General features: G+C 36.3%; 20 protein-coding genes and 2 pseudogenes. 19 read left to right on the top strand and 3 right to left on the bottom strand.

Annotation, left to right across the window (positions count from 1 at the left end; all coding sequences use genetic code 11):
* Positions 1 to 36: 36 nt before the first annotated feature.
* The 10 genes from LO754_RS11815 (at position 37) to opp4C (ending at position 8,030) form a co-directional block, all read left to right on the top strand.
* Positions 37 to 225, top strand: coding sequence for a hypothetical protein (locus tag LO754_RS11815; RefSeq protein ID WP_024364813.1), 189 nt, complete (start codon positions 37 to 39; stop codon positions 223 to 225).
* On the top strand, positions 180 to 344 hold the full coding sequence (locus LO754_RS23765) for a methyltransferase domain-containing protein (RefSeq protein WP_435892027.1): 165 nt from the start codon (positions 180 to 182) through the stop codon (positions 342 to 344). The genes LO754_RS11815 and LO754_RS23765 overlap by 46 nt, the downstream gene beginning before the upstream one ends.
* A 151-nt stretch (positions 345 to 495) precedes the next feature.
* A complete protein-coding gene (locus tag LO754_RS11810; RefSeq protein WP_024364814.1) occupies positions 496 to 684 on the top strand; it encodes a hypothetical protein in 189 nt (62 codons plus the stop codon).
* A 304-nt stretch (positions 685 to 988) separates the two neighbouring features.
* Complete coding sequence (locus tag LO754_RS11805) at positions 989 to 1,846, top strand: alpha/beta fold hydrolase (RefSeq protein WP_024361610.1); 858 nt, start codon at positions 989 to 991, stop codon at positions 1,844 to 1,846.
* A gap of 7 nt (positions 1,847 to 1,853) precedes the next feature.
* Positions 1,854 to 2,633 carry a DUF1684 domain-containing protein gene (locus LO754_RS11800; RefSeq protein ID WP_231784384.1) on the top strand — a complete coding sequence of 260 codons (780 nt, stop codon included), beginning with the start codon at positions 1,854 to 1,856 and terminating at the stop codon, positions 2,631 to 2,633.
* Positions 2,634 to 2,669: 36 nt separating this feature from the next.
* Positions 2,670 to 4,280 (top strand): ABC transporter substrate-binding protein, encoded by a 1,611-nt coding sequence (locus LO754_RS11795; RefSeq protein WP_231784383.1) that lies wholly within the window; start codon positions 2,670 to 2,672, stop codon positions 4,278 to 4,280.
* 19 nt (positions 4,281 to 4,299) lie between these two features.
* Positions 4,300 to 5,304 carry an ABC transporter ATP-binding protein gene (locus LO754_RS11790; protein ID WP_229386718.1) on the top strand — a complete coding sequence of 335 codons (1,005 nt, stop codon included), beginning with the start codon at positions 4,300 to 4,302 and terminating at the stop codon, positions 5,302 to 5,304.
* Entirely contained in the window at positions 5,288 to 6,139 is an 852-nt protein-coding gene (locus tag LO754_RS11785) for an ATP-binding cassette domain-containing protein (RefSeq protein ID WP_305068866.1), read from the top strand. Before LO754_RS11790 ends, LO754_RS11785 begins: the two co-directional genes overlap by 17 nt.
* Positions 6,136 to 7,110, top strand: coding sequence for an ABC transporter permease (locus LO754_RS11780; RefSeq protein WP_229386717.1), 975 nt, complete (start codon positions 6,136 to 6,138; stop codon positions 7,108 to 7,110). The genes LO754_RS11785 and LO754_RS11780 overlap by 4 nt, the downstream gene beginning before the upstream one ends.
* The gene (gene opp4C, locus LO754_RS11775; protein ID WP_231784382.1) at positions 7,107 to 8,030 is read left to right on the top strand and encodes an oligopeptide ABC transporter permease; all 924 of its coding nucleotides are present in this window, start codon (positions 7,107 to 7,109) and stop codon (positions 8,028 to 8,030) included. The genes LO754_RS11780 and opp4C overlap by 4 nt, the downstream gene beginning before the upstream one ends.
* A 138-nt stretch (positions 8,031 to 8,168) precedes the next feature.
* Here opp4C and LO754_RS11770 read toward each other — a convergent pair whose 3' ends face one another.
* Together LO754_RS11770 and LO754_RS11765 are read right to left on the bottom strand one after the other, a co-directional pair.
* Positions 8,169 to 9,350: a M20 metallopeptidase family protein gene (locus LO754_RS11770; RefSeq protein ID WP_024361617.1), complete on the bottom strand. Its 1,182-nt coding sequence runs from the start codon at positions 9,348 to 9,350 to the stop codon at positions 8,169 to 8,171.
* Between the two features lie 763 nt (positions 9,351 to 10,113).
* Entirely contained in the window at positions 10,114 to 10,254 is a 141-nt protein-coding gene (locus LO754_RS11765) for a DUF3953 domain-containing protein (protein WP_227665460.1), read from the bottom strand.
* Between the two features lie 638 nt (positions 10,255 to 10,892).
* Here LO754_RS11765 and LO754_RS11760 point away from each other — a divergent pair.
* From LO754_RS11760 to LO754_RS11725, 8 genes and pseudogenes are all read left to right on the top strand, one after another.
* Positions 10,893 to 11,144 carry a hypothetical protein gene (locus LO754_RS11760; RefSeq protein WP_231784381.1) on the top strand — a complete coding sequence of 84 codons (252 nt, stop codon included), beginning with the start codon at positions 10,893 to 10,895 and terminating at the stop codon, positions 11,142 to 11,144.
* Complete coding sequence (locus LO754_RS11755) at positions 11,093 to 11,629, top strand: N-acetylmuramoyl-L-alanine amidase (RefSeq protein WP_435892069.1); 537 nt, start codon at positions 11,093 to 11,095, stop codon at positions 11,627 to 11,629. Before LO754_RS11760 ends, LO754_RS11755 begins: the two co-directional genes overlap by 52 nt.
* Before the next feature lie 363 nt (positions 11,630 to 11,992).
* Positions 11,993 to 13,510, top strand: a complete 1,518-nt coding sequence (locus LO754_RS11750) for a lmo1851 family serine protease (protein WP_024361623.1) — start codon at positions 11,993 to 11,995, stop codon at positions 13,508 to 13,510.
* Positions 13,511 to 13,578: 68 nt separating this feature from the next.
* On the top strand, positions 13,579 to 14,481 hold the full coding sequence (locus tag LO754_RS11745; protein WP_231784380.1) for a CobW family GTP-binding protein: 903 nt from the start codon (positions 13,579 to 13,581) through the stop codon (positions 14,479 to 14,481).
* Positions 14,482 to 14,875: 394 nt separating this feature from the next.
* Positions 14,876 to 15,547: a CAP domain-containing protein gene (locus tag LO754_RS11740; protein ID WP_231784379.1), complete on the top strand. Its 672-nt coding sequence runs from the start codon at positions 14,876 to 14,878 to the stop codon at positions 15,545 to 15,547.
* A gap of 190 nt (positions 15,548 to 15,737) precedes the next feature.
* Positions 15,738 to 17,171, top strand: a pseudogene (locus tag LO754_RS11735) (spore germination protein).
* Positions 17,168 to 18,205: a GerAB/ArcD/ProY family transporter gene (locus LO754_RS11730; protein WP_024361627.1), complete on the top strand. Its 1,038-nt coding sequence runs from the start codon at positions 17,168 to 17,170 to the stop codon at positions 18,203 to 18,205. The pseudogene LO754_RS11735 and the gene LO754_RS11730 overlap by 4 nt, the downstream one beginning before the upstream one ends.
* Positions 18,187 to 19,266, top strand: coding sequence for a Ger(x)C family spore germination protein (locus LO754_RS11725; protein WP_024361628.1), 1,080 nt, complete (start codon positions 18,187 to 18,189; stop codon positions 19,264 to 19,266). The genes LO754_RS11730 and LO754_RS11725 overlap by 19 nt, the downstream gene beginning before the upstream one ends.
* Positions 19,267 to 19,344: 78 nt before the next feature.
* Here the strand turns inward: LO754_RS11725 and LO754_RS11720 are convergent.
* Positions 19,345 to 20,690: pseudogene (locus LO754_RS11720) on the bottom strand (MATE family efflux transporter).
* A gap of 172 nt (positions 20,691 to 20,862) precedes the next feature.
* Between LO754_RS11720 and murG the strand changes: the two are divergent.
* Complete coding sequence (murG, locus tag LO754_RS11715) at positions 20,863 to 21,939, top strand: undecaprenyldiphospho-muramoylpentapeptide beta-N-acetylglucosaminyltransferase (protein ID WP_108030304.1); 1,077 nt, start codon at positions 20,863 to 20,865, stop codon at positions 21,937 to 21,939.
* Positions 21,940 to 21,942: the final 3 nt, after the last annotated feature.

Here is a 21,942-nt window from a genome sequence, read left to right as displayed (position 1 = left end):
AAAATATAGGTAGGGCTATTTAAGGAGGTAATCAGGGTGGAGAGGAGAATATTAGATTATGAAAATTTATTAGAAATGTTAGATGATTTATTAAGAGAACGAAAGGAATTTTGGGAAAATTTTTATAAAGATAGAAAAAAGATATTCCGCTTTTTAAGGTTAAAGGACTTGATGATAACTTGGAAGAATATTTTAGTAAAGGACTTTCTCCTAAAAGGGTTTTAGAATTAGGTTGTGGCCTAGGTAGAAATTCCATTTATATGGCTAAGCAAGGCTGTAGTGTAAGTGCATTAGATATATCTGAAAAAGCGATTATTAGGGTAAAAGAAAGGGAGAAGGACTAAATATAAATTTTCATTGTGTTTCTCTTTTTGATTTTGAAATAATGTAAATAAATCAGTCGCCAAATTTTTGGAGTGGCTTTCACTTTTAACACATAAAGTACAGCTCGATTCTATAGGGTAAGGATTTCAACGAACATCACGAGTCAAATATATGATTAATGAAGCGGCAACAATAGAAAATGCAAAATATCATGCCGAACAAGCAGGGATCCAAAAAGGAATACAAGTAAGTATGGAAGCCATTGCGAAGAAGATGATTGGAGTTAACAAACTTAACGGTGGAAGAAATTCAATTGTTGCAACAAGATGTAAAGTGAATATAAAAAGCTCAAATAACTAGTAAGTTATTTGAGCTTTTTATATTCAGTGAAAACCTTCCTGAGAGAAGATGAACTTGCGCAATAATACTAGTGATCGTTCTTACTCACTTTATAGGATATAATTTTAGCAGTAAAACATGTTTTTATGCAGAATCATTATTTTTTATGAAAAAATAACTATAATTTTTTTCACTATTACTCTATTATTTGTAATAGTATTTCTCTTTTTAAAAAAACTTGACTAAACAAATAGGAATTAAGATAATAACTAAGTAGTTTTAATTATTATATAAATAAAATTAATCTGATAAAGTGAGGAACATAATGTTTGCAGCGATTAATGGAACGAAAATTTATTTTGATGTAGAAGGTTCAGGGTATATTCCACTAGGACCAAAAATGGTGAAAAAACCAATACTTTTTGCAGTACATGGTGGTCCAGGTAGTGATCACTCCGATTTTAAGCCGTGGTTAACGCCATTAGCCGAATACTACCAGATTGTTTATTTAGATCAACGATGCAACGGTCAATCAGAGCGTATCGATGTGACGACAGCAACATTTGAACAGTTAGCGGATGATATTGAAGCGTTACGTAATTATCTAGGCTTAGATAAAATTGCTGTACTAGGTCATTCTTTTGGTGGAATGATTGCCCAAGTATATGCTACGCGCTACCCACAATCGGTAAGTAAGTTATTACTAGTTAACACTGCACCAAGCTATGATTTCTATAAAGAAGCTAAAGCGTTTGCGCAACGTATTGGAACGGAACAACAAGTTCAAACTATTCCAGAGTTATTTGAAGGAAACATTCGTGATGACAATCATTTAATCCAATGGTGGGATATTTGCTGGGATTTATATTGGTACGATTATCAAGAGGAACTAGGTGGTGATACAGGAAGCCGTCCAATTGGATCTTTAGAAATTACAAATTATACATTCAAATATTTAATGCCACAATACGATGTGCGCGCACAAATTGCCAATCTTGAAATACCTACTTTGATTGTAGCAGGTCGTCACGATTGGATTACGCCATTAACACAGTCAGAAGTAATGCATTCATTAATTAAAAATTCACAGTTGGCTGTATTTGAAAAGAGTGGTCATATGCCATTTATCGAAGAGCATAAAGACTTCTTAAACGTTGTACGTGAATTTTTATTAAAGGACTGATGCAAATATGTATACCGAACAATTACAAGCCTGGCATAAGCAACGCCATATAGACGTGACGGGTGCACAAGGTGATTTAACTTTAATCGCAATGCATGAGTTAACGCGTGAAACAACAGTGAAACAAATTGCTGGAAGCTGGAAGCCGACAAATCCATCCGAACTAGGGCTTACATTAACGGCAACTGCTGAAGACCAATTATTCATTAACGGCGTGCTAGTGGAAGGTGAGGTGCATATAATTGCGGATGAAACAATCGTGCAAACGCGGAATGGCATCTCTGCAATGGCAACTAGTCAGCCTGGCTCTATGCATTTATTAGCCATTTGGGATGAAAACAGCCCTGCACTCCAAACGTTTAGCCATATTGGTGCATACGAAATGAACAAACAAGCAATTTATAACGGAAAGCTTATAAAAGATGATGCGATGATTGAATTTTCTCATACGGGTGATGCTCATCGTGCAGCGCGTAGCCATGCTTCAATAGGGGTCATTGAAGTGGAAATTGGCGGAGTACATTATAGGCTTCGACCATTTCAATCTGGGCGATATTCAATTATTATTTTCCGAGATGCAACAAGCGGTAACGAAACATATAGTATGGGTCGTATGTTAGTCATCGAACAATTAGACGATGAAACGGTACTTCTTGATTTTAATAAAGCCTTTTTACCGCCATGCGCATTTTCATCTTCTTTTAACTGTCCGATGCCTCCTTTAAGTAATCGTATACAAAGTAAGATTGAAGCGGGCGAAAAGCAAATCATTTCATTACATTCATAATGAAGCACCTAATTTAGAGAAATAGGAGAAATAACAATGTTCAAAAACTCGAAAAATTTTATGTTAGCGTTATTAACAATGGCAGTACTAGTGGTTTTAGCAGCATGTGGTAACGATGAACCTTCTTCTAAGGGAAAAAGCAGTGATAAAAATGTTGTCAATATCGGTGTTACGTACCCAGCTAGTAACATTAATCCATTACAACCAAGTGGATTAGTTTCTACTTATGTTTCAAATCTATTATTTTTACCATTAGTTGATTTAGATTCAAAATTAAACTATCAGCCAATGTTAGCTGATTCTATTACAACACAAGATAATCAAACATTTACAATTAACTTAAACAAAGAAGCAAAATGGACAGATGGTACAGATATTACAACAGATGACGTAATTTACACATTGCAATTAATGGCAAATCCTGTCGTAGCGTCAAATTATGCGTACATGTTTGCTATTGTGGAAGGTTTAGATGATAGCGGTTATTTACCACAAGGTTCTAGTTCTATTTCTGGCGTGACAAAAGTAGATGGAGATACAATTCAAATTAAAACAAAAAAACCAACAACGTTATCGATTTTCCAAGATACAGTAGGGCGTTATTTATTAACATTACCAAAGGCACAACTTGAAAAAATTGCAGTGGAAGAGCTAAATGCAAGTGATTTTATGCAAAATCCAACCGTTACATCTGGTCCATTCATCATTTCAAAAATGGATCGTTCACATTATGTAGAAATGGTACCCAATAAAAATTACTTCAAAGGTGCTTCTTCTTTAGATCAATTAAACTTTAAGGTATTACAAGGAAATCAAATTGCTGCTCAATTAAAAAGCGGTGAAATTGATATGAACATACCGTCTGCAGGTGTTATTCCGGTATCAGATTATGCAAATGTGCAAGGTTTAAATACATTAACAACGGCTTATGGTGAACCATTAGCTACACAATATATGTATATTAATGAAAATGTTGTAGCGGATGCCAAGCAACGTCAAGCCATTTCATATGCGATGAACCGTCAATTAATTATTGATAATCTATTAAAAGGTGCGGGTGAAGTAACAGATGGCTTCTTCCCAAGCAACAGCCCATACTTAAATGAAGAAGTTAAACCCGTTAAGTATGATTTAGAAAAAGCCAAACAATTATTAGCGGAGTCTGGATGGGATTCAAGCAAAAAGTTGAAATTAGCTGTGTTATCAGGTGATGCAACATTAGAGCAGGCTGCAAACATCATCGTAGAAAACTTACGTGAAGCAGGTATTACAGCTGAAATCCAAATGATGGATTTCGGAACGATTATTGATGAAATTGTAAGTCAGAAATATGATTTAGCGATTTTAACAGTATCTATTACACCGATTAATCCACTTCCTGATATTTCTTACTTCTTAGGGGAAGGCAATCCAAACGCTTATCACAATGCACGTGTGAATGAAATTTTAGCTGCATTAGCGACTGAAGTAGATGAAGTGAAAATAAAAGCGTTGTATGGTGAATTACAAGAAATAACACAACAAGAAGTACCAATGCCTTCCATTTATGCAACAACAGCATTAGGAGCAGTAAATAAACGTGTTCAAGGCGCTACACCAAGCGACTTCGGTATGTTTATTAACGTACATGAGTGGACTGTTAAATAGAGAGATAGGACGTGTTTATATGGAGAGTTTGCTGAGCGTAAAACAGCTGAAAACGGCTTTCGAAACTGAATATGGAAAAGTAGTCAGTGTCGACGATGTAAGCTTTGATGTGAAAAAAGGCGAAACATTGGCGATTGTAGGAGAGTCGGGAAGCGGGAAGAGCGTAACGGCACTTTCTATTATGCGTCTATTAGGGAAGCGCGGTTCAATTGTGCAAGGTGAGATTAATTTAGAAGGTAAAAACTTAACAGCACTTTCTGATAAAGAGTTTCAACCGTTACGTGGGAATGAAGTTTCAATGATTTTCCAAGAGCCAATGACCGCCTTAAATCCTGTTTTTACAATTGGTCATCAGCTAGTAGAGACCATTTTACTCCATACAGATGTCGATAAAAAGGAAGCAAAAGCAATTGCGCAAAATATGTTAGATAAAGTGGGTATTCCTAATGCTACACGTGTGATGAAGCAATTCCCATTTTCATTATCAGGTGGAATGCGTCAACGTGTCATGATTGCCATCGCCTTAGTATGTAAACCAAAACTATTAATTGCGGATGAACCAACAACAGCACTTGATGTCACGGTACAAGCGCAAATTATGCGCGTAATGAATGATTTATGTACGGAGTTACAAACAGCTGTCTTACTTATTACCCATGATTTAGGTGTTGTTGCAGAAATGGCAGATCGTGTCATCGTTATGTATGCAGGGCAAGTTGTCGAAGAAGCTGATGTTTTTACATTATTTGAGCGACCATTACACCCGTATACACTAGGCCTAATGGATTCTATTCCATCCATGGATTTTGACGGTAAACAATTGAAGGCAATACCAGGGACGATACCGGGACGGTACCAAAATATTGTAGGTTGTCGTTTTGCAAATCGTTGCACTTTTGCAACAGCGCAATGTAAAAAACAACAACCACCATTAATTGAAGTCGATAGTGGCCATAAAACGAGATGCTTCGAATGGCAAAAGGTATTGCACAAGGAGGAGAGTAGTCATGACAATCAAAGCTGAACGAAATAACTCTCCGTTACTTGTATTAGAAGATGTTAAAACTTACTATCCATATAAAACGGGGTTTATGAATTTAAAAACCGATTATGTAAAAGCAGTAGATGGTGTTTCATTCGAAATCTATGAAGGTGAAACAGTTGGGCTTGTAGGAGAATCAGGCTGTGGAAAATCAACATTAGGGCGAACAATTATCGGTCTAGAACCGAAAACAGGTGGCAGTATTTTATTTGATGGTCAACAAATGGATTATCGAACAGGTCGCGTAAGTCTAAGTCAACAAATTCAGATTGTTTTCCAAGATCCCTATTCTTCACTAAATCCAAGACAAACAATCGGATCATTACTTGCAGAACCACTACGCGTACATAAAATTGTCCCCACGCATGAAATACAACAGGAAGTAGAGCGATTACTTGCGTTAGTGGGGCTTCCAGCGACGGCCAAGGGACGGTACCCACATGAGTTTTCTGGTGGTCAACGCCAACGTGTAGGCATTGCTCGGGCATTAGCTGTAAGACCTAGATTATTAATTTGTGATGAACCTGTATCTGCATTAGATGTATCGATTCAAGCGCAAATTTTAAATTTGTTTAAACAGCTTCAAGATGAATTGGGCTTAACGTATTTATTTATTGCGCACGGTTTAGGTGCAATGAAATATATTAGTGATCGAATAGCTGTAATGTATGCAGGCAAAATTGTGGAGATGGGTACGACAGAGCAAATTTTCTTAAACCCTCAACATGACTATACAAAAAAATTATTAAGTGCTTATCCAAAGCCAGATCCGACGAAACGAAGTATTATTCAGCGTGAAAAGGGGATAGATGCATGATAGGCTATATTTTAAGACGATTATTAATCGCCATCCCCGTGCTATTTGGTGTATCGGTTATTAACTTCATTATTATGCGAATGGCACCAGGTAATCCTGTTGATATGCTTGTAAGCCCCAAGCTACCAGATGCGGCTAGAGAGGCTAAAATGATAGAATTAGGGCTTAATGACCCAGCCTACATTCAATATTGGCATTGGTTAAAAAACTTAGTGTTAAATGGCGATTTAGGCTATTCGATGATTACGTATGAGCCCGTAACAGAGTTAATTGCCAGCCGCATGGGTCCGACCGTTATTTTAATGGGAACAGCTTTAGTATTAGGGTTAATGATTGCGATTCCAATTGGCATTTATAGTGCGACGAAGCAATATTCAAAACTTGATTATACATTTGTAACGGGTTCATTTTTAGGGATTTCCATACCAAATTTCTTTTTCGCTTTATTATTAGTTTATATTTTCTCGATTCAATTAAACTGGTTGCCTTCAGGCGGTATGAAAGAATTAGGTTCTGAAGGAAGCCTTGGCTCACTTATATGGCATATGATTTTACCAGTGACGGTGCTTGTCGCAAACGTTGCTGGGCGGAACATTCGTTATGTGCGCTCGGGTATGCTTGAAATTATGGGACAAGACTTTTTGCGTACGGCTCGTGCAAAAGGTGTGAAGGAATTTTTTGTCGTGAATAAACATGCGTTGCGAAATGCTTTAATTCCAATTGTCACAATTGTCGGTTTAGAGGTTTCGATTTTATTTGGTGGGGCAGTTGTCATCGAACAAATTTTCTCTTGGCCGGGAATCGGTCAGCTTACACTTTCATCCATTATGAGTCGAGATTACTCAACGATTATGGGATTAAACCTCGTTGCAGCTTTCGTCGTAATAGCTGCCAATATTTTAACGGATATTGTATACGCATTTGTCGACCCACGTATTCGTAAAAGCTATGTTGGGGGTGGCAAACGATGAGTATATTTAAGCGATATTTTAATAAAAAACAATATGATACAGAGCAAACGGTCACTTGGCGTGAAGATTCTGCTATATGGAATACGAAGGGCATGTTTTGGAAACGATTCAAACGGCACAAATTAGCTGTAATGGGACTTTGGTTTTTAGCGATTGTAACGATGGTAGCCATTCTTGCGCCGATTTTTGCTCCATTTGACCCTGCTGAAATTACTGGTGAATTTAGTGCACCACCTTCTTTGCAGCACTTACTAGGAACTGATCAAGTGGGACGAGACGTGTTGAGTCGAGTTATTTATGCAGCACGTGTTTCGCTAGCTGTAGGTATCGGAGCTGTGGCAATTTCTGCGATTATCGGTACGGTGTTAGGTTTAATTTCTGGGTATTTTGGTGGCATGATAGATGGCATTGTAATGCGTATTACAGATATGTTTATGTCATTTCCATATATTTTGTTTATTTTAGTTGTAGCAAGTATTGTAGGGCATGGGTTAACGAATATCATTTTAATTTTAGGGGTATTAGGTTGGCATGGTATTGCTCGACTTGTGCGCGGAAATGTCTTAGCGATTAAGCAATCAGACTATGTGAAAGCGAGTATTGCATTAGGATATAGTACGCCACGTATTTTGTTTAAGCATATTTTACCGAATACAGTTGCACCAATTTTGATTTATGCAACATCTGGCGTTGCAGGGGCAATATTAGATGAAGCAGCATTAAGCTTTCTAGGCTTAGGTGTACAGCCACCAGATGCAAGCTGGGGAAATATGCTGTCTAATGCCCAGTCGATTTCGATTTTAACGGATCAACCGTGGCTTTGGATTCCACCAGGTATTTTCATATTATTGACAGTGTTAGCCATTAACTATATCGGGGATGCATTGCGAGATGCACTGGACCCACATAATTCAAAGTAGTAAAAGGACAAATCCGTAAAAGTCATTAGTTTTCGGATTTGTCCCTTTTTGCAATTTAGCATTTTCCGCTTACATTTTTCCCCTCTGCAAACGAAAAAACGGATTTGAAAATTTAATTCTTCAAATCCGTTTCATTTTTTATTCGACTTTACCGTAATAATCAACAATTTTTAAAAATATTGTCGCGATATTTAACAATGCCCGTTCATCAAAATCAAATTTCGGATGGTGGTGAGGGAATTGTGTAGTTGCCTGTTCATTCGCAGAGCCGACGTGAATAAAGTTTCCAGGTACATGTTGTAAGTAATAGGCGAAGTCTTCCGCGCCTAATACGGGCGTTTTCATATCAAACGCTTCTGCTGTAAAGTGCTCTTTTATTAATTGTTCCACTACTACAGATTCTTCTTCTGTATTAATTAACACTGGATAGCCTTTTAAATAATCGATTTCATAGTCTACATAATTTGAAACTTTTAAGCCTTCTAAAATAGCGAAAATCTCTTTTTCAATCTGGTCACGTACATTTTGATTTAATGTACGAACAGTACCTTCTAAGGTAGCAGTATCTGCAATAACATTAAATGCATTTCCTGCGTGTAAACTACCAACAGTGACAACTGCAGCCTCAGTTGGATTTACTCGGCGGCTAACAATTTGCTGGAAGTTTTGAATAAGCTGAGTCGCTGCGATGATTGAGTCCTTCGTTGTATGTGGATAGGCTCCATGTCCACCTTTCCCGAATAATTTAATCGTAAATGCGTCAACAGAGGCCATAATTGGACCAGCGGCAGTTGAAAGTTTTCCTAAAGGTAAGTCCGACGCTAAATGAGCGCCAAATACATAATCCACACCATCAAGTGCGCCATCTTCTATCATAAATTTTGCGCCACCTGGTGGTTTTTCTTCCGCAGGTTGGAAAATTAAACGAATAGAGCCCTTTAATTGCTCTTTATTTTGTTGCACGATTTTAGCGAATGCAAGTAGTGCAGCGGTGTGTCCATCATGTCCACATGCGTGCATAACGCCAGGTACAGTGGATTTATAGGGCACGTCCTTTTCATCATTGATTGGAAGAGCATCGAAATCGGCACGGAACGCGATTGTTTTTCCTGGTAATGCGCCATCAATGCTAGCGACGATTCCTTTTTTACCAACTCGTTCGCGGAATGAGATACCATATGCTTTTAAAGTCTCAGCAATAAAAATGGCTGTATTGTCTTCTTCAAATGATAATTCAGGATGCATATGCATATAACGACGATTTGCTACAATTTCATCGAAAAGTGTATGTAATTGTGCTACTTGATTTTGAAAATTCACCAGATCACCTCTAACTAATATATGAAGTTGATAATACGGTTATTAAACCAAGTTGTCAAGTATGATATAAAGGTTTAACCTGGGAAACTGGGAGTGACAGGCACAGAAAAAATTCTGAAAATTAAATGCATTTATCTGGTGTGTGTAAATGACCATTAGTGCAATCCTTTTGAGTTATTTATTGCTTTCCCATTTTTGCGAAGTTTTTGAGATATAAAATACCAACAATCATCATGAAAAAGCCAAAACCTTTATAAGTCATTGTTTTCATTGTTTCATTATAGACGGTTATATTTATGAAAATAGACCCAATAAATATTATCAATATTCCAATAATAAAGTTCAGCATTTTCAAAATCACTTATATACCTCCAATCACTATTCTACTGTTTTGATGCTTAAACAAAAGGACTTAGCCGATTACACTTAATGTAAATGGCATAAGTCCTAATTCATAGAATCATAATTAAAGTGTTTCGCTCTTTAAACTTGCATCCTGACTAATTTGCTTCTTCTGAATACATACAATAACAAAGGCTTGTACCGTCATTGCTATAATGATGAATAATAAATGGGTACTTTGATAAAACCATTGTGACATAAAATAAAATATAGGTGCCGATGCTAAATAGGAAATATATTTGTTTTTCGTGGTGAAGAAAATAATTGTGGAAATGCAAGTAGTAACTAAAATAAGTTCTAATAACAAACCAATAGAACTACTATTTATATAGTGACAATATCTTTTTATAAAAAACGGTTATCAAAGTAAAGTAAAACTTTGAATAGCTACAAAAAAAGAAAAAAGACATATGATGATTAATAACCAACCTGTAAATTTCTTTTGGTGTTGAAATTCTTGTATACCCATTATTAACATCATTAAGCCTAAAAATAGTATCATATATGCTTGAAACTTATAGTCTTTTGTAATGAAGCCATACAATGCCAAACATATGCCCACTATTGAAAATAATATACGTAATATTTTTAACAATGTCATTCCCTCCAAATCATTTCTTTTTCACTTTTTCAAACTTTAGCTAAATCTATTAGTGTGATTTTATGTGATAGTGTCCATATGATGGCATTGGACTTTACGTTTCCCCATGTCAGATAGACCAAGTCTCCACTTTGTCCTCCTCCAATCCATTTTGTTGTATATACGTTATGTAAATTGTTTTAAATATTTCACGCGTCTCCACTAAATACTAATATCAGTTTTTTGAATTGGATTGCCAATGTGGATGCTGTCCTTGTCCTTTGCATTCTTTGGCAACCGAAAATAAAATCCGCTATTTTAAGCTTTCTCCACAATCTACTAATATTCTTATTGAAGCACGTAATCACTACAATTAGCATAACGAAAGTCTTGTAGTTTTGTAAATGAGAGTATATAAAAACACAAACAAAATGAGTGCGAACACATACTATAAAAGAAAGCACGATAGTCTATACACTCTATTTAAGGAAAGTAACACTACAATAAATACGTCATTTTAGAAAGCGAAAACGAATCTACTTTTGGAAGGGGGGAATCGCGTGGTATCAATACGTCAAAAATTAGTCGCTGCGACTCAAGCTGCAAAAATTACAAATGGCAAAAACAATGCAAAAAAATATATTGTTGTTCATGAAACAGACAATACAAGCGTTGGTGCAGATGCAGATGCCCATGCTCGACTCCAAATAAACGGTAATAGTAGAAATGCTAGTTGGCATTGGCAAGTCGATGATCAAGTATACAATCTTTTGAACATTATTGGGAATGCTGGGGAGCTGGAACGTATATAGGCAATACACAAGGCATTCAAGTTGAAATATGTGTTAATAGCGATGGAGATTATAATAAGGCAGTAAAAAATGCGGCGAGTTTAATAGCAAAAATAATGAATGATGAAAATATAGCTATCGAAAATGTCGTGCAACACCATTATTTTAGTGGCAAAAACTGTCCTAGAAATATGCGTGCAGGGAAAATCTCATGGACTAATTTTTTGCAAATGGTAACAAGCAATGATACGCCAAAGCCCGAAAAACCACCTACCGAGTTATCGAAGTATCGAATTATTACAGGAACATATAGTACACGAAACGCAGCAATAAGTGTGTTAGATGTGATGAGAAAACGTTTTGGCTGGGTTGCTTATATTGAACAGGAGGGGTCTAAGTTTCGAGTGAAAACAGGGACTTTTACAGGCATTAGTGCTGCTAAAAGTGCAGAAAATAAAATAAAGGCTGCTAAATTAGCGCAACTGACATACATTATCGATGCATAATGGCTCATCAGCTAATTATATGAGTATTTTAGTTGACTGCTTTTAGGAAATGAGTAAAATAGAAAGGCAGTACTATTATATACTTGAAACTTAGCAGCTAAGGGCAGTGCCTCAGAAGGTATCTGAGGCACATTTTCATGAAAAATTGTAAAATAGGAAGTTTTTTAGACCATTGTGCTATTAATAGCAAGCGTATGGAATCTAAAAAAGTAGCTTATTAATGTACAATTTTATGAAGTTAGTAGGGGGACAAGAGCTGTCATGAAATTTTGACACTCTTTTTCTTTTCGTCTCCTCTATAACCTGTTAAGATGGTAATAGTGTGACAACAAGTTAGTGTATATGAGAGTGGTGACAATCAAGATGGATGAACAGAAAAAAGATGGTTTGGAACAACAGCAAGAGCAAATACAACAAGTAGAGGTAAAACCTGCAGGTCAATTTATTCAGATGAAGCCGTTTAAGTTTATTATGCTGATGTTCTTTACAATCTTAATTACCGCGGGCTTAACCATTTTTGCGTTAACTTTCGGTGAAAAGAAAGTGGTAGAAGTAAAAGTCCCAATTGAACGTGCGGAATTTACAAAACTATACGAAGCATTTGATATGCTTAAAGGCAAGTATTACAAAGATATCGATGATGAAAAAGTAGTGGATGGCGCCATTAACGGCATGTTTGATGCATTAGGAGATCCTTATTCTGATTTTATGGTAAGGGATGAAGCAGAAAAATTTAACTCGGGATTATCTTCAAGCTTCCAGGGTATCGGTGCTGAAATTCAAGAACGTAATGGTTTTATTACTGTTGTGTCACCTATTAAAAATTCACCCGCTGAAAAAGCAGGGTTATTACCAAAAGATATTATTTTAACAGTAGATGGTAAAAGCATTCAAGGTTTTAGCGCTTCAGAAGCAGTAGCACTTATTCGTGGCGAAAAGGGTACACCTGTAAAGCTTACAGTGAAACGTGGCGAAAATGCTGAACCTATTCAAATGACGATTATTCGCGATGAAATTCCTGTTGAAACGGTTTATGGTGAAATGCTAGATGGAGATATTGCACATATCCAAATTACATCATTTAATGAAGAAACAGCAAAAGAGCTAGAGAAAATCCTTGTTGAGTACGAAGGAAAAGGCATGAAAGGGATTGTCCTTGATTTACGCCAAAATCCAGGTGGATACTTAGATGCTGCGGTTGAAATTTCAAATTTATTTGTACCAGAAGGTAAAGCGATTGTACAAGTGCAGCAAAAAGACGAGGAGCCAGTTATTACAAAAGCTGTCGCAGGGAAAAAATATAATGTACCTGTAACCGTTCTAGTGGATAATGGCAGTGCATCGGCATCGGAAATTTTAGCAGGTGCTTTAAAAGAATCTGTAGGTGCTAAAATTGTTGGTGAAACATCGTTCGGTAAAGGAACTGTACAAAATGTTACACCTTTAAAGGATGGTTCTAATTTAAAATTCACAACTGGTAAATGGTTAACACCAAATGGTAACTGGATTAATGAAAAAGGCATTGAACCGGATGTAAAAGTAGCGTATCCAGCTTATGCTTCTTTACCAATTTTAGACCCGACGATTGAAATGAAAGAGGGCTTGCAGTCAGACTCTGTCAAAGTGGCTGAAGAAATGTTAGAAGTGCTAGGTTATGAACCTGGAAAAGCTGACGGTATCTTTGACCAATATACAGAACGAGCTGTGAAAAAATTGCAAGCTGATAATAAGCTTGAAGAAACAGGCATTATAACGAACGAAACAACTTACGCATTGATGGATGCGTTACGTGAAAAAATGAAATCAGAAGATCCGCAACTGTTAAAAGCAAAAGAGCTTGTCTCTGGTGTAAAAGAACAAACAGAGGGAACAACAAACTAACACTGTAGCTGTCGCAGAAGTCGTCTCGTACGGCAATGCGACAGCTTTTTCTTTAGGAGGAATGAATTGTGAAGGATGTATATTTATTTAGTGGATTTCTTGGAAGTGGTAAGACATCTATGCTGACTGATGTTATACGACAACTAAAAGAAAAAGGGTTAAAGCCGGCTGTAATTATGAATGAACTTGGCAAGCTACCATTTGATTCTCAAGCTGTAGAAGAGGACGTGCCGCTCAAAGAGATGCTAGAAGGCTGTATTTGTTGTTCAGGAGCTGAAAAAACAGAGGCTCAAATTCAGTCTCTTCTATTAGATAGTGAATTTGACGTTCTAATTATTGAAACAACTGGAGCGGCTCACCCTGTAGAAGCATTGGATGCTGTCTATTCCCCTATCTTTGCTGAGCAGTTAAATGTCAAGGGGATTGTTACAGTTGCGGACTCGAAGCTTTGGTTACATCGTGATACATTAACACCGCAAGTGCGTACATTGTTTATGGAACAAATTCGTCACGCGCATTTATTACTAGCCAATAAAACCGATTTATTAACAGAGGCGGAGCAAGCGCAAGTCGTTTATGAGCTACAAGGTTTTAATCCTCTGGCATTTATTTTGCAAACAACAAATGGGCGTGTACCGTACCATTTACTAGAAAATTTATCTGCCACTGTTAAAATCGATAAGCAACATATTGTGAAAGCCCCGATAGCCTCCATGCATTTAGGCTCTCGTTTAGTTGAATTTGAAGGTGTTCAATTTACACAAGAGCAAATTGAAGAGTGGGTACGTGGTTTACCAGATACGGTGTACCGAATGAAAGGCTACGTTCCAATAGAAGGCGTTAAAAATCCAATGCTGTTTCAGTATGCCTATGGAATGGTACAATGGTTGCCAGAATTCATTAAAATGCCTGCAAAGCTTGTTTTAATAGGTGAAAACATTGGTCATGTTCATGTCATAGGTATTGATTAAATAATTAGTGTACCATGCTTTACTTTAGAGAATAAACTTCATCTGCCCGTGTTCTTTCTGAAGATTTAAGTCATTCAGTGGAGCCGAGCAGATTTTTTTATAGGCATAGCCAAAAAATGATTTTGCTCACTTTTTATTTTCGACAGGCAATTTTAGTGATTGGCCAGTGTGCTATTCTATTAAAATCGTAGTCAAAATACGAACAAAAATTGAATACTGTCAACCCTATTTAAAACGTAAGTATTTCATAGGTTGGTGAAACTTGCTAAAAAATATAACAAAAAAACCCCTGTTTAACGGAAACTACTTTTCTATTGGACATGCTAGCAGATGTTGGGAAGATTTTTTATAGAATCATACTTTACGATAGGTTGCAGATAGGAGGAATTGCAAAATGAAAAAAACACTTACTGCAATTTGTGCATCATTTCTTTTAGCAGCTCCAATTCAATTGGCTTCTGCTGCTTCTAATACTACAGAAGGGAACACAGCAAATCAGACAACGAACTGTAAAGTTTACTATTATAATAATTGGTCAAATCACAAGTGGGTTGTAACTAAACCAAATACAACTGCACCGTCAAAAGATACGCAAACAAATCAACAAACAAATAAACCAACAAATCAACAAAATACGACAACGACAACACCACCAACTACATCTAATCCGACTACAACAACATCGGATGTGAATGCTTTTGAACAAGAGGTAGTGAAATTAACGAATGCTGAGCGTACGAAAGCAGGATTAAAGGCTCTACAAACAGATGATAAACTGATGGCTGCAGCACGAGAAAAATCTCAAGACATGCAATCAAAGAAATATTTTTCACATACGAGCCCAACATTTGGTTCACCATTTGATCGTATGAAAGCGCTAGGCATCACTTATAAGAGTGCGGGTGAAAATATCGCCCAAGGTCAACGTTCTCCACAAGAAGTTGTACAAGCTTGGATGGATTCACCGGGTCACCGTGCCAATATTTTAAATGCTAATTATACACATATTGGTGTAGGGTATGTGAAGTCAGGTAACTACTGGACGCAACAGTTTATCCAAAAGTAATATTGTGAAAATTTAATAGAAACAACGTATTTAAATAGGATGTCCAATAAGTCTTCAAGGCTTATTTGGATGTCTTTTTATTTTTTAAGGTAAAAAAATTATAAACAATGAAGAAAACAGGATAATCCAAAGGCATTGCCGTTTGAAATAAGCCATTTTTGCCTATACTTCCAAGTATAGGAGGCGTTTTATGAATAAAGTGGAATTAATGATGAAAAGCTTACAAAAAGCATTTAATCAATCATCCGATTTTACAGTAAGACAAGTAGACTGGCGAGAAGGAACGTCTGCTATTTTATGCTTTTATTCCTCGCTTGTAGATGCAAAAGAAGCGCAAAAATTACTCGATACAATTTATGCACGTTTAGATACAAACAAGCCGTTCTGGAGTGAAACGATAATGACGACTCTGAAGCCATTTTCGTTACCACAAGCCATCGAACATATTTGTAATGGTGAAACGCTAATCATTATTCCTGATACAGGTGAAATGCTTTCACTTACGATTGTCAATCAAGTACACCGCAATCCTGATGAGCCGAATAATGAACATGTTCTGCGCGGATCACATGAAGGACTAGTAGAAAGCGTTGAAACCAATTTAGCCTTATTACGCAAACGAATTCATAATCCTTCGCTGGTCGTAAAATCCTTTTCAATTGGCAAAGAGACAAATACAAAAGCTTATTATCTTTACATTGACGGAGTCATTAAAGCAGAAACGTTAGCTGAAATTGAAAAGCGTATCGATGGCATTAACATAGATTATTTTTATAGTGTTGGTCAACTAAGTGATGAGTTAGAAGATTCCGTATGGTCGCCTTTTCCTCAATTGCTTAATACGGAGCGTCCTGACCGGGTTGTTGCTAATTTAGTTGAAGGTAAAGTGGTGTTGATAACGAATATCTCTCCAACAGCATTGATTGCACCTGTTACGTTTTTTTCTTTTTATCAATCGCCTGACGATTATAATGGTCGAGTATTGGTAGGCTCTTTTTATCGCATGGTGCGGTTATTTTCATTTTTTGCTGCTGTTTTTTTGCCGGCATTTTACATTGCAATTATCAGTTTTCATTTTGAAGTATTGCCATTAGAATTGAGTAATCAGGTGAAAAATGATGTGAATGAAATCCCTTATCAGTAATTAATAGAGGCGCTAATATTAGAAATTATAATGGAGCTTATACGGGAATCTAGTATTCGATTGCCTCAATCAGTGGGGCAGACCATAGGGATTGTCGGAGGATTAGTTATAGGTGATGCCATTGTAAGTGCTGGATTAGTGTCGAACTTAATGGTAATTGTCGTCGCTTTAACTGCAATTTCTAGCTATGTTGTACCGTCAGTAGAGCTGAACACCTCTATCCGTATATTACGATTTCCATTTATGGTACTAGCCTCACTATTTGGCTTTTTCGGCATTGTTATTGGTGTAGTGGTATTGTTAATTCACCTTATTAATTTAAGCTCTTTAAAACAGCCATACTTTGCTCCAATTGTGCCGTTCCAACCAAAAGAAATCTATAAAGTGTTCGTGCGAGGACCGTTCTTTAAACCTACTGTCCAAGTGACATCTTTTAGTTCACCGAAAGATGACAGTGTAAAGAATGGTGATACACCTTGAATTTTTCGTTATCCAAAGGGCAATTTTTTTTACTAATGTTTTTCATTGAAACAGGGATTATTTATATTTCCTTTCAGACGCCTTTAATAAGCGAAAGTAAAAATAAGGCCTGGGTGCTATTTATCGTAGCAACCACATTACATTATTTAGTATTACTATTTTTTGAGCGGTATTATCGATATTTTTACTTGAATACATTTTTTCAATGGGTGTATAAGGTGTATTGGTTTTTAATGATAGCGACATTTTTAGCCTATATGGTGTATGTTTTAGCATCATGGGTTTTGCCTCAAACGCCCGAGTGGATAATCATCGTTTTCATTGTAGCACTGTCGTTATACGGTAATGTAAGTCGACCAGAAACCGTTATTAATATTGGTGTTATGTTTATTCCGCTTATATTTATTTTTATCATTTTTTTAATGCTTGCGGTTCCAGATCTTACATGGACAAACTTATTACCGCTCGAATTTAATAATTATAAGGAAATAATTCAAGGCATTATTCATAGTGTTTTTGCATTTATGGGAGCGGAAATGTATCTGATTTATCGTCCTTTTTTACAAAAGGAATTGACTTTAAAAAGCAAGCAAATATTGATGTATCAGCTCATCATTTTTGTCTTTTATTTGATTTCCGTTATGTTTTCCCAAATGTTTTTTACTATCGAAGAGATTAAGTTAGTGCCAGAGCCAATTATCTATATTTTAAAATCTCAAGAAGTTACATTTGTAAAGCGACTAGATATTTTCTTTGTATATATTTGGTTATCCTGGTCCATCATCACAGTATTAATTTTTAATTTAACGATAAGGGTCGTCCATTTTGGAATAGGTAAGAAAGGAACTAAAAAGACAACCGTTTTTTATCATCTATTGCTTGCGATTGTGCCAATTTTTTTAGTTAAGTTTAAGGTGATTGAATTAATGAAAAATTCCTTCCATTATATAATATTAATTTTCACTTTTCTCTTACCGATTCTCATCATTTTATGGAATAAATGGAGGGGGAAAACGTGTATCGAAAAGCAATAATCGTTCTGTCAGTTGTACTACTTGCGGGTTGTTGGGACGAACGCTTATATAAAAATTCATCAGTCGTATCCCTTGCTGGTATAGAAGGGACAATGGGCGAATATAAAGGATATTATGCTTATCCGAAAACAATTAATAAGCAAAGTCAGATTATGTTAATTGAAGCAAAAGGTATTTCTCCACGTGATGTACGAAATAATGCCGATTTGAAGGTTGAACAAACACTTGACTTGTCTGAACTTTCAACATTGCTTATTTCAATTGAAACGGTAAAAGAACCTTTATATGACCTATTAGATATTTATTTTCGTGATCCTCAAAATCCAATTTCTATTAAAGTGGCATTGACTGAGGGGAGTGTAAAACCTTTTGTTGAGTTAACAAAAGAAGTAACGGATAATGCAGGAGGTTATTATCAACGCTTTATTGAAAGTACAGAAAAAAATACAATTTACCCTAAACTGAATTTACAAATGATCGGATCGACATTGTTTGATAATGCCAAAGATATTGCCATCCCTTATATTAAAATGGATGAAGAAGAACATAGCGCGGAAGCTGCAGGAGTGGCATTGTTTTCTGGGCAAGTGTTTACTGGGAAAATTTTGGATCCTAAGCAATCCTTTTATATGCTTTTATTAATGGATAAAGCGAGTCAACATGCACGTATACAATATATGCTCAAGCTCAATAACGAGGATGTACCTGTCACTGGGGAGGTAATCCATTTAAAAAGAAAATGGATCATCAATGAAGAAATGAAAAAAATAACAATGGATTTTAAAATTGACGTAGAAATAGAAGAGTTTTCAAAAGATCATTTGTATAAAGAGGAGACGTTTAAAACGATAGAGGAGATGTTCCAACAAAGAATACAAGCTGATTTTGAGGAAGTAATAAAAATACTGCAAGAACAGAAGTCCGACACGTTAGGGATAGGACGTTATATTCGCGCTTATCATCCCAAATTCTTCGAGGAAGACTGGCGCGAGCAATTTGCTTCACTTACGATTGAACCAAAAGTGAAAGTAACGATTATTCGTACAGGCATACTCCGTTAATAAGGAGCTTGCATCTATTGTTTAACTAACAAAACGCAAAAATGTTGATGTTGAATCACCATTTTTGCGCTTTTTTCATTATAGGGCAAATTTTCTTTGTACGCGTAATAAACGGATTAATAAGGTAATAGCGCCTGCAGATAGACCAGCTACAAGCCCTAACCAATAACCAACTGGACCCAAATCAGTATAGTTAGCTAGTACATAACCTGTAGGCAATCCAATAATCCAATACGAGATAATAGCCATGATAAATGTGATGGTCACATCCTTGTATCCTCGTAATGCGCCTTGCACAGGTGCTTGAATAGAATCAGATAGTTGGAAAATGGCAGCATACACTAAAAAGACTTGCGCATTTTTTAAAACTAGCTCATCGCTTGAATACATTGTAGCGATTTGTTCGCGAAGTAAGTAGAGAATGCAAGCTGAGAAAAAACTAAATAGTATTGCTGTACCTACGCATAAATAGCTATAGATTTTTGCATCACGTAAACGTCCCGCACCAATTTCAAAACCTACTAAAATCGTTACACCCATTGAAATACTTAGAGGAACCATATATAACAACGACGTAAAGTTAATGGCGATTTGATGGGCAGCGATGATTTCTGTGCTAAAGCTACTCATCATCATTGTGACGGCAGAAAAAATACTCGTTTCCGCAAATAAGGAAATACCGATTGGCACACCAATAACTAAGATTTCTTTCCAGCTAAGCCATTGTAACTTTGGTCATTCACGGAAAATAGTAAAGTGTTCAAAAGGCACGCGTTTAGCAATAATCCAAACCGTAATAAAGAAAATTAGCCAATACGTAATGGCTGTTGCAACACCTGCACCAACACCACCAAGCTCAGGTGCACCGAACTTTCCGAAAATGAAAATATAATTTAAAAAATATTAATAGGTGTTCCTAGCAGTGTAATAATCATGGTTACTCGTGTTTGACCTAACGCATCGATAAAACAACGTAGAACAAAAAATAAAAAGAGTGGAATAAGACCAGCGCACATTGCATGAATATAAGATTTAGCAATGTTATGTACAGCAGCGTCTAATTGCATATTTCCCAGTATCCAATCGAGCCCGATAAATAATATGATAAAAATACATGCAGAAAGTACAAGTGCGACATATAAGCCTTGCTGCACTGCTTGTTTTGCTAATTGTTCTTTCTTTGCGCCAACAAGCTGGGAGACAATCGGTGTTATTGCTAATAATATACCTGAAAGCCCAGTATAGATAGGCATCCAAATGGACGACCCAATGGAGACTCCTGCCAAATCAGAAGTACCGTAGCGGCTAGACATTAAAATGTCGAAAAAAGAAATGAGATAAATGGCTACTTGGGTAATTAGAATAGGTACAATGATTTTTAAAATGAGTGAATACTTTTGTTTTAACGTTGTCGTTTTATACATAGTGAGTAACTTCCTTTTATAAGCATGATGAATTAGTATAGCATATAGTAAACATCATATGATGAAAAATTAAAGCTTCATCTATATCTTTTCTTTCGCATATAGTAAAATAAAAGACTGTAAACAAAAGTGGCGTTTGCTACAATGGCTTTTAAGGAATAGGAGAATTTACGTGAAACAACAAACAATCATTTTAACCGGTGGTGGGACAGCAGGCCATGTATCACTTAATCAAGCGATATTACCTTCTTTACTTGAACTAGGTTACGATGTCCACTATATTGGTTCAGAGCAAGGTATTGAAAAAGAATTAATTGGCGAGGCATTTCCTGACGTCCCATTCTATGGGATTGCTAGCGGGAAATTGCGTCGTTATTTCTCTATGAAAAACTTTACAGATCCTTTTAAAGTACTTGCTGGCATTATGCAAGCATTTCGCATTATAAAGAAAGTAAAGCCAGAGGTTATTTTTTCAAAAGGTGGTTTTGTCTCTGTACCTGTCGTGATGGCAGCTAAAGTGGCAGGCGTACCGGTTGTCATACATGAATCCGATGTAACGCCCGGATTAGCTAATAAAATTGCACTTCCATTTGCTTCGCATATCTTCACTATTTTTGAAGAGACGCTTCAGCACTTGCCAAAGGAAAAGGCTACTTGTACAGGTTCCATTATTCGTCAAGAATTATTTAATGGGAATAAAGCAAAAGGCCTTGCTTTCTGTGGCTTTACGGCGTCAAAACCTGTTCTTTTAGTGATGGGGGGAAGTCTTGGTTCGGTTGTGTTAAATGATGCATTACGCCATAATTTACCTGAACTACTTCAAACATTTCAAGTAATACATCTATGTGGAAAAGGAAATAAAGACGACAGCTTAGAGTCAATGAAAGGCTATAAACAGTTTGACTATGTTACGACGGAATTACCGGATTTACTGCATGCAGCAGATTTTGTTGTTTCTCGTGCAGGGTCTAACTCTATATTTGAATTTTTAGCCCTGCATAAGCCAATGCTATTAATTCCTCTATCTGCACAAAAAAGTCGTGGCGATCAAATTTTAAATGCAAAGTTATTTAAAAAGCAAGGGTACGCTGAAGTTTTACAAGAGGAAGAACTAACAAAAGAAACATTTATGAAATCAGTTTATACGTTAACAGCGCGTAAATCAGAAATCATACCAGCAATGGAAAAGACGCAAAGACCTAAAACGCCAAACGAAATGGCGAAGTTAATATTGCAATATAAAAAATAAAAA

This window comes from Lysinibacillus sp. GJ-1 (assembly GCF_021166035.1).
GTDB classification, from domain to species: Bacteria; Bacillota; Bacilli; order Bacillales_A; family Planococcaceae; genus Lysinibacillus; species Lysinibacillus sphaericus.
Note: the sequence above shows the minus strand (reverse complement) of the source record. Positions and strands in the feature narration are given on the sequence as shown.

Bases quoted from the DNA above. Each gene is read 5' to 3' on its own strand.
- LO754_RS11810 (WP_024364814.1), top strand. From the start codon at position 496: ATGATTAATGAAGCGGCAACAATAGAAAATGCAAAATATCATGCCGAA.
- LO754_RS11805 (WP_024361610.1), top strand. From the start codon at position 989: ATGTTTGCAGCGATTAATGGAACGAAAATTTATTTTGATGTAGAAGGT.
- LO754_RS11800 (WP_231784384.1), top strand. From the start codon at position 1,854: ATGTATACCGAACAATTACAAGCCTGGCATAAGCAACGCCATATAGAC.
- LO754_RS11795 (WP_231784383.1), top strand. From the start codon at position 2,670: ATGTTCAAAAACTCGAAAAATTTTATGTTAGCGTTATTAACAATGGCA.
- LO754_RS11790 (WP_229386718.1), top strand. From the start codon at position 4,300: ATGGAGAGTTTGCTGAGCGTAAAACAGCTGAAAACGGCTTTCGAAACT.
- LO754_RS11785 (WP_305068866.1), top strand. From the start codon at position 5,288: ATGACAATCAAAGCTGAACGAAATAACTCTCCGTTACTTGTATTAGAA.
- LO754_RS11780 (WP_229386717.1), top strand. From the start codon at position 6,136: ATGATAGGCTATATTTTAAGACGATTATTAATCGCCATCCCCGTGCTA.
- opp4C (WP_231784382.1), top strand. From the start codon at position 7,107: ATGAGTATATTTAAGCGATATTTTAATAAAAAACAATATGATACAGAG.
- LO754_RS11765 (WP_227665460.1), bottom strand. From the start codon at position 10,254: ATGATACTATTTTTAGGCTTAATGATGTTAATAATGGGTATACAAGAA.
- LO754_RS11750 (WP_024361623.1), top strand. From the start codon at position 11,993: ATGGATGAACAGAAAAAAGATGGTTTGGAACAACAGCAAGAGCAAATA.
- LO754_RS11740 (WP_231784379.1), top strand. From the start codon at position 14,876: ATGAAAAAAACACTTACTGCAATTTGTGCATCATTTCTTTTAGCAGCT.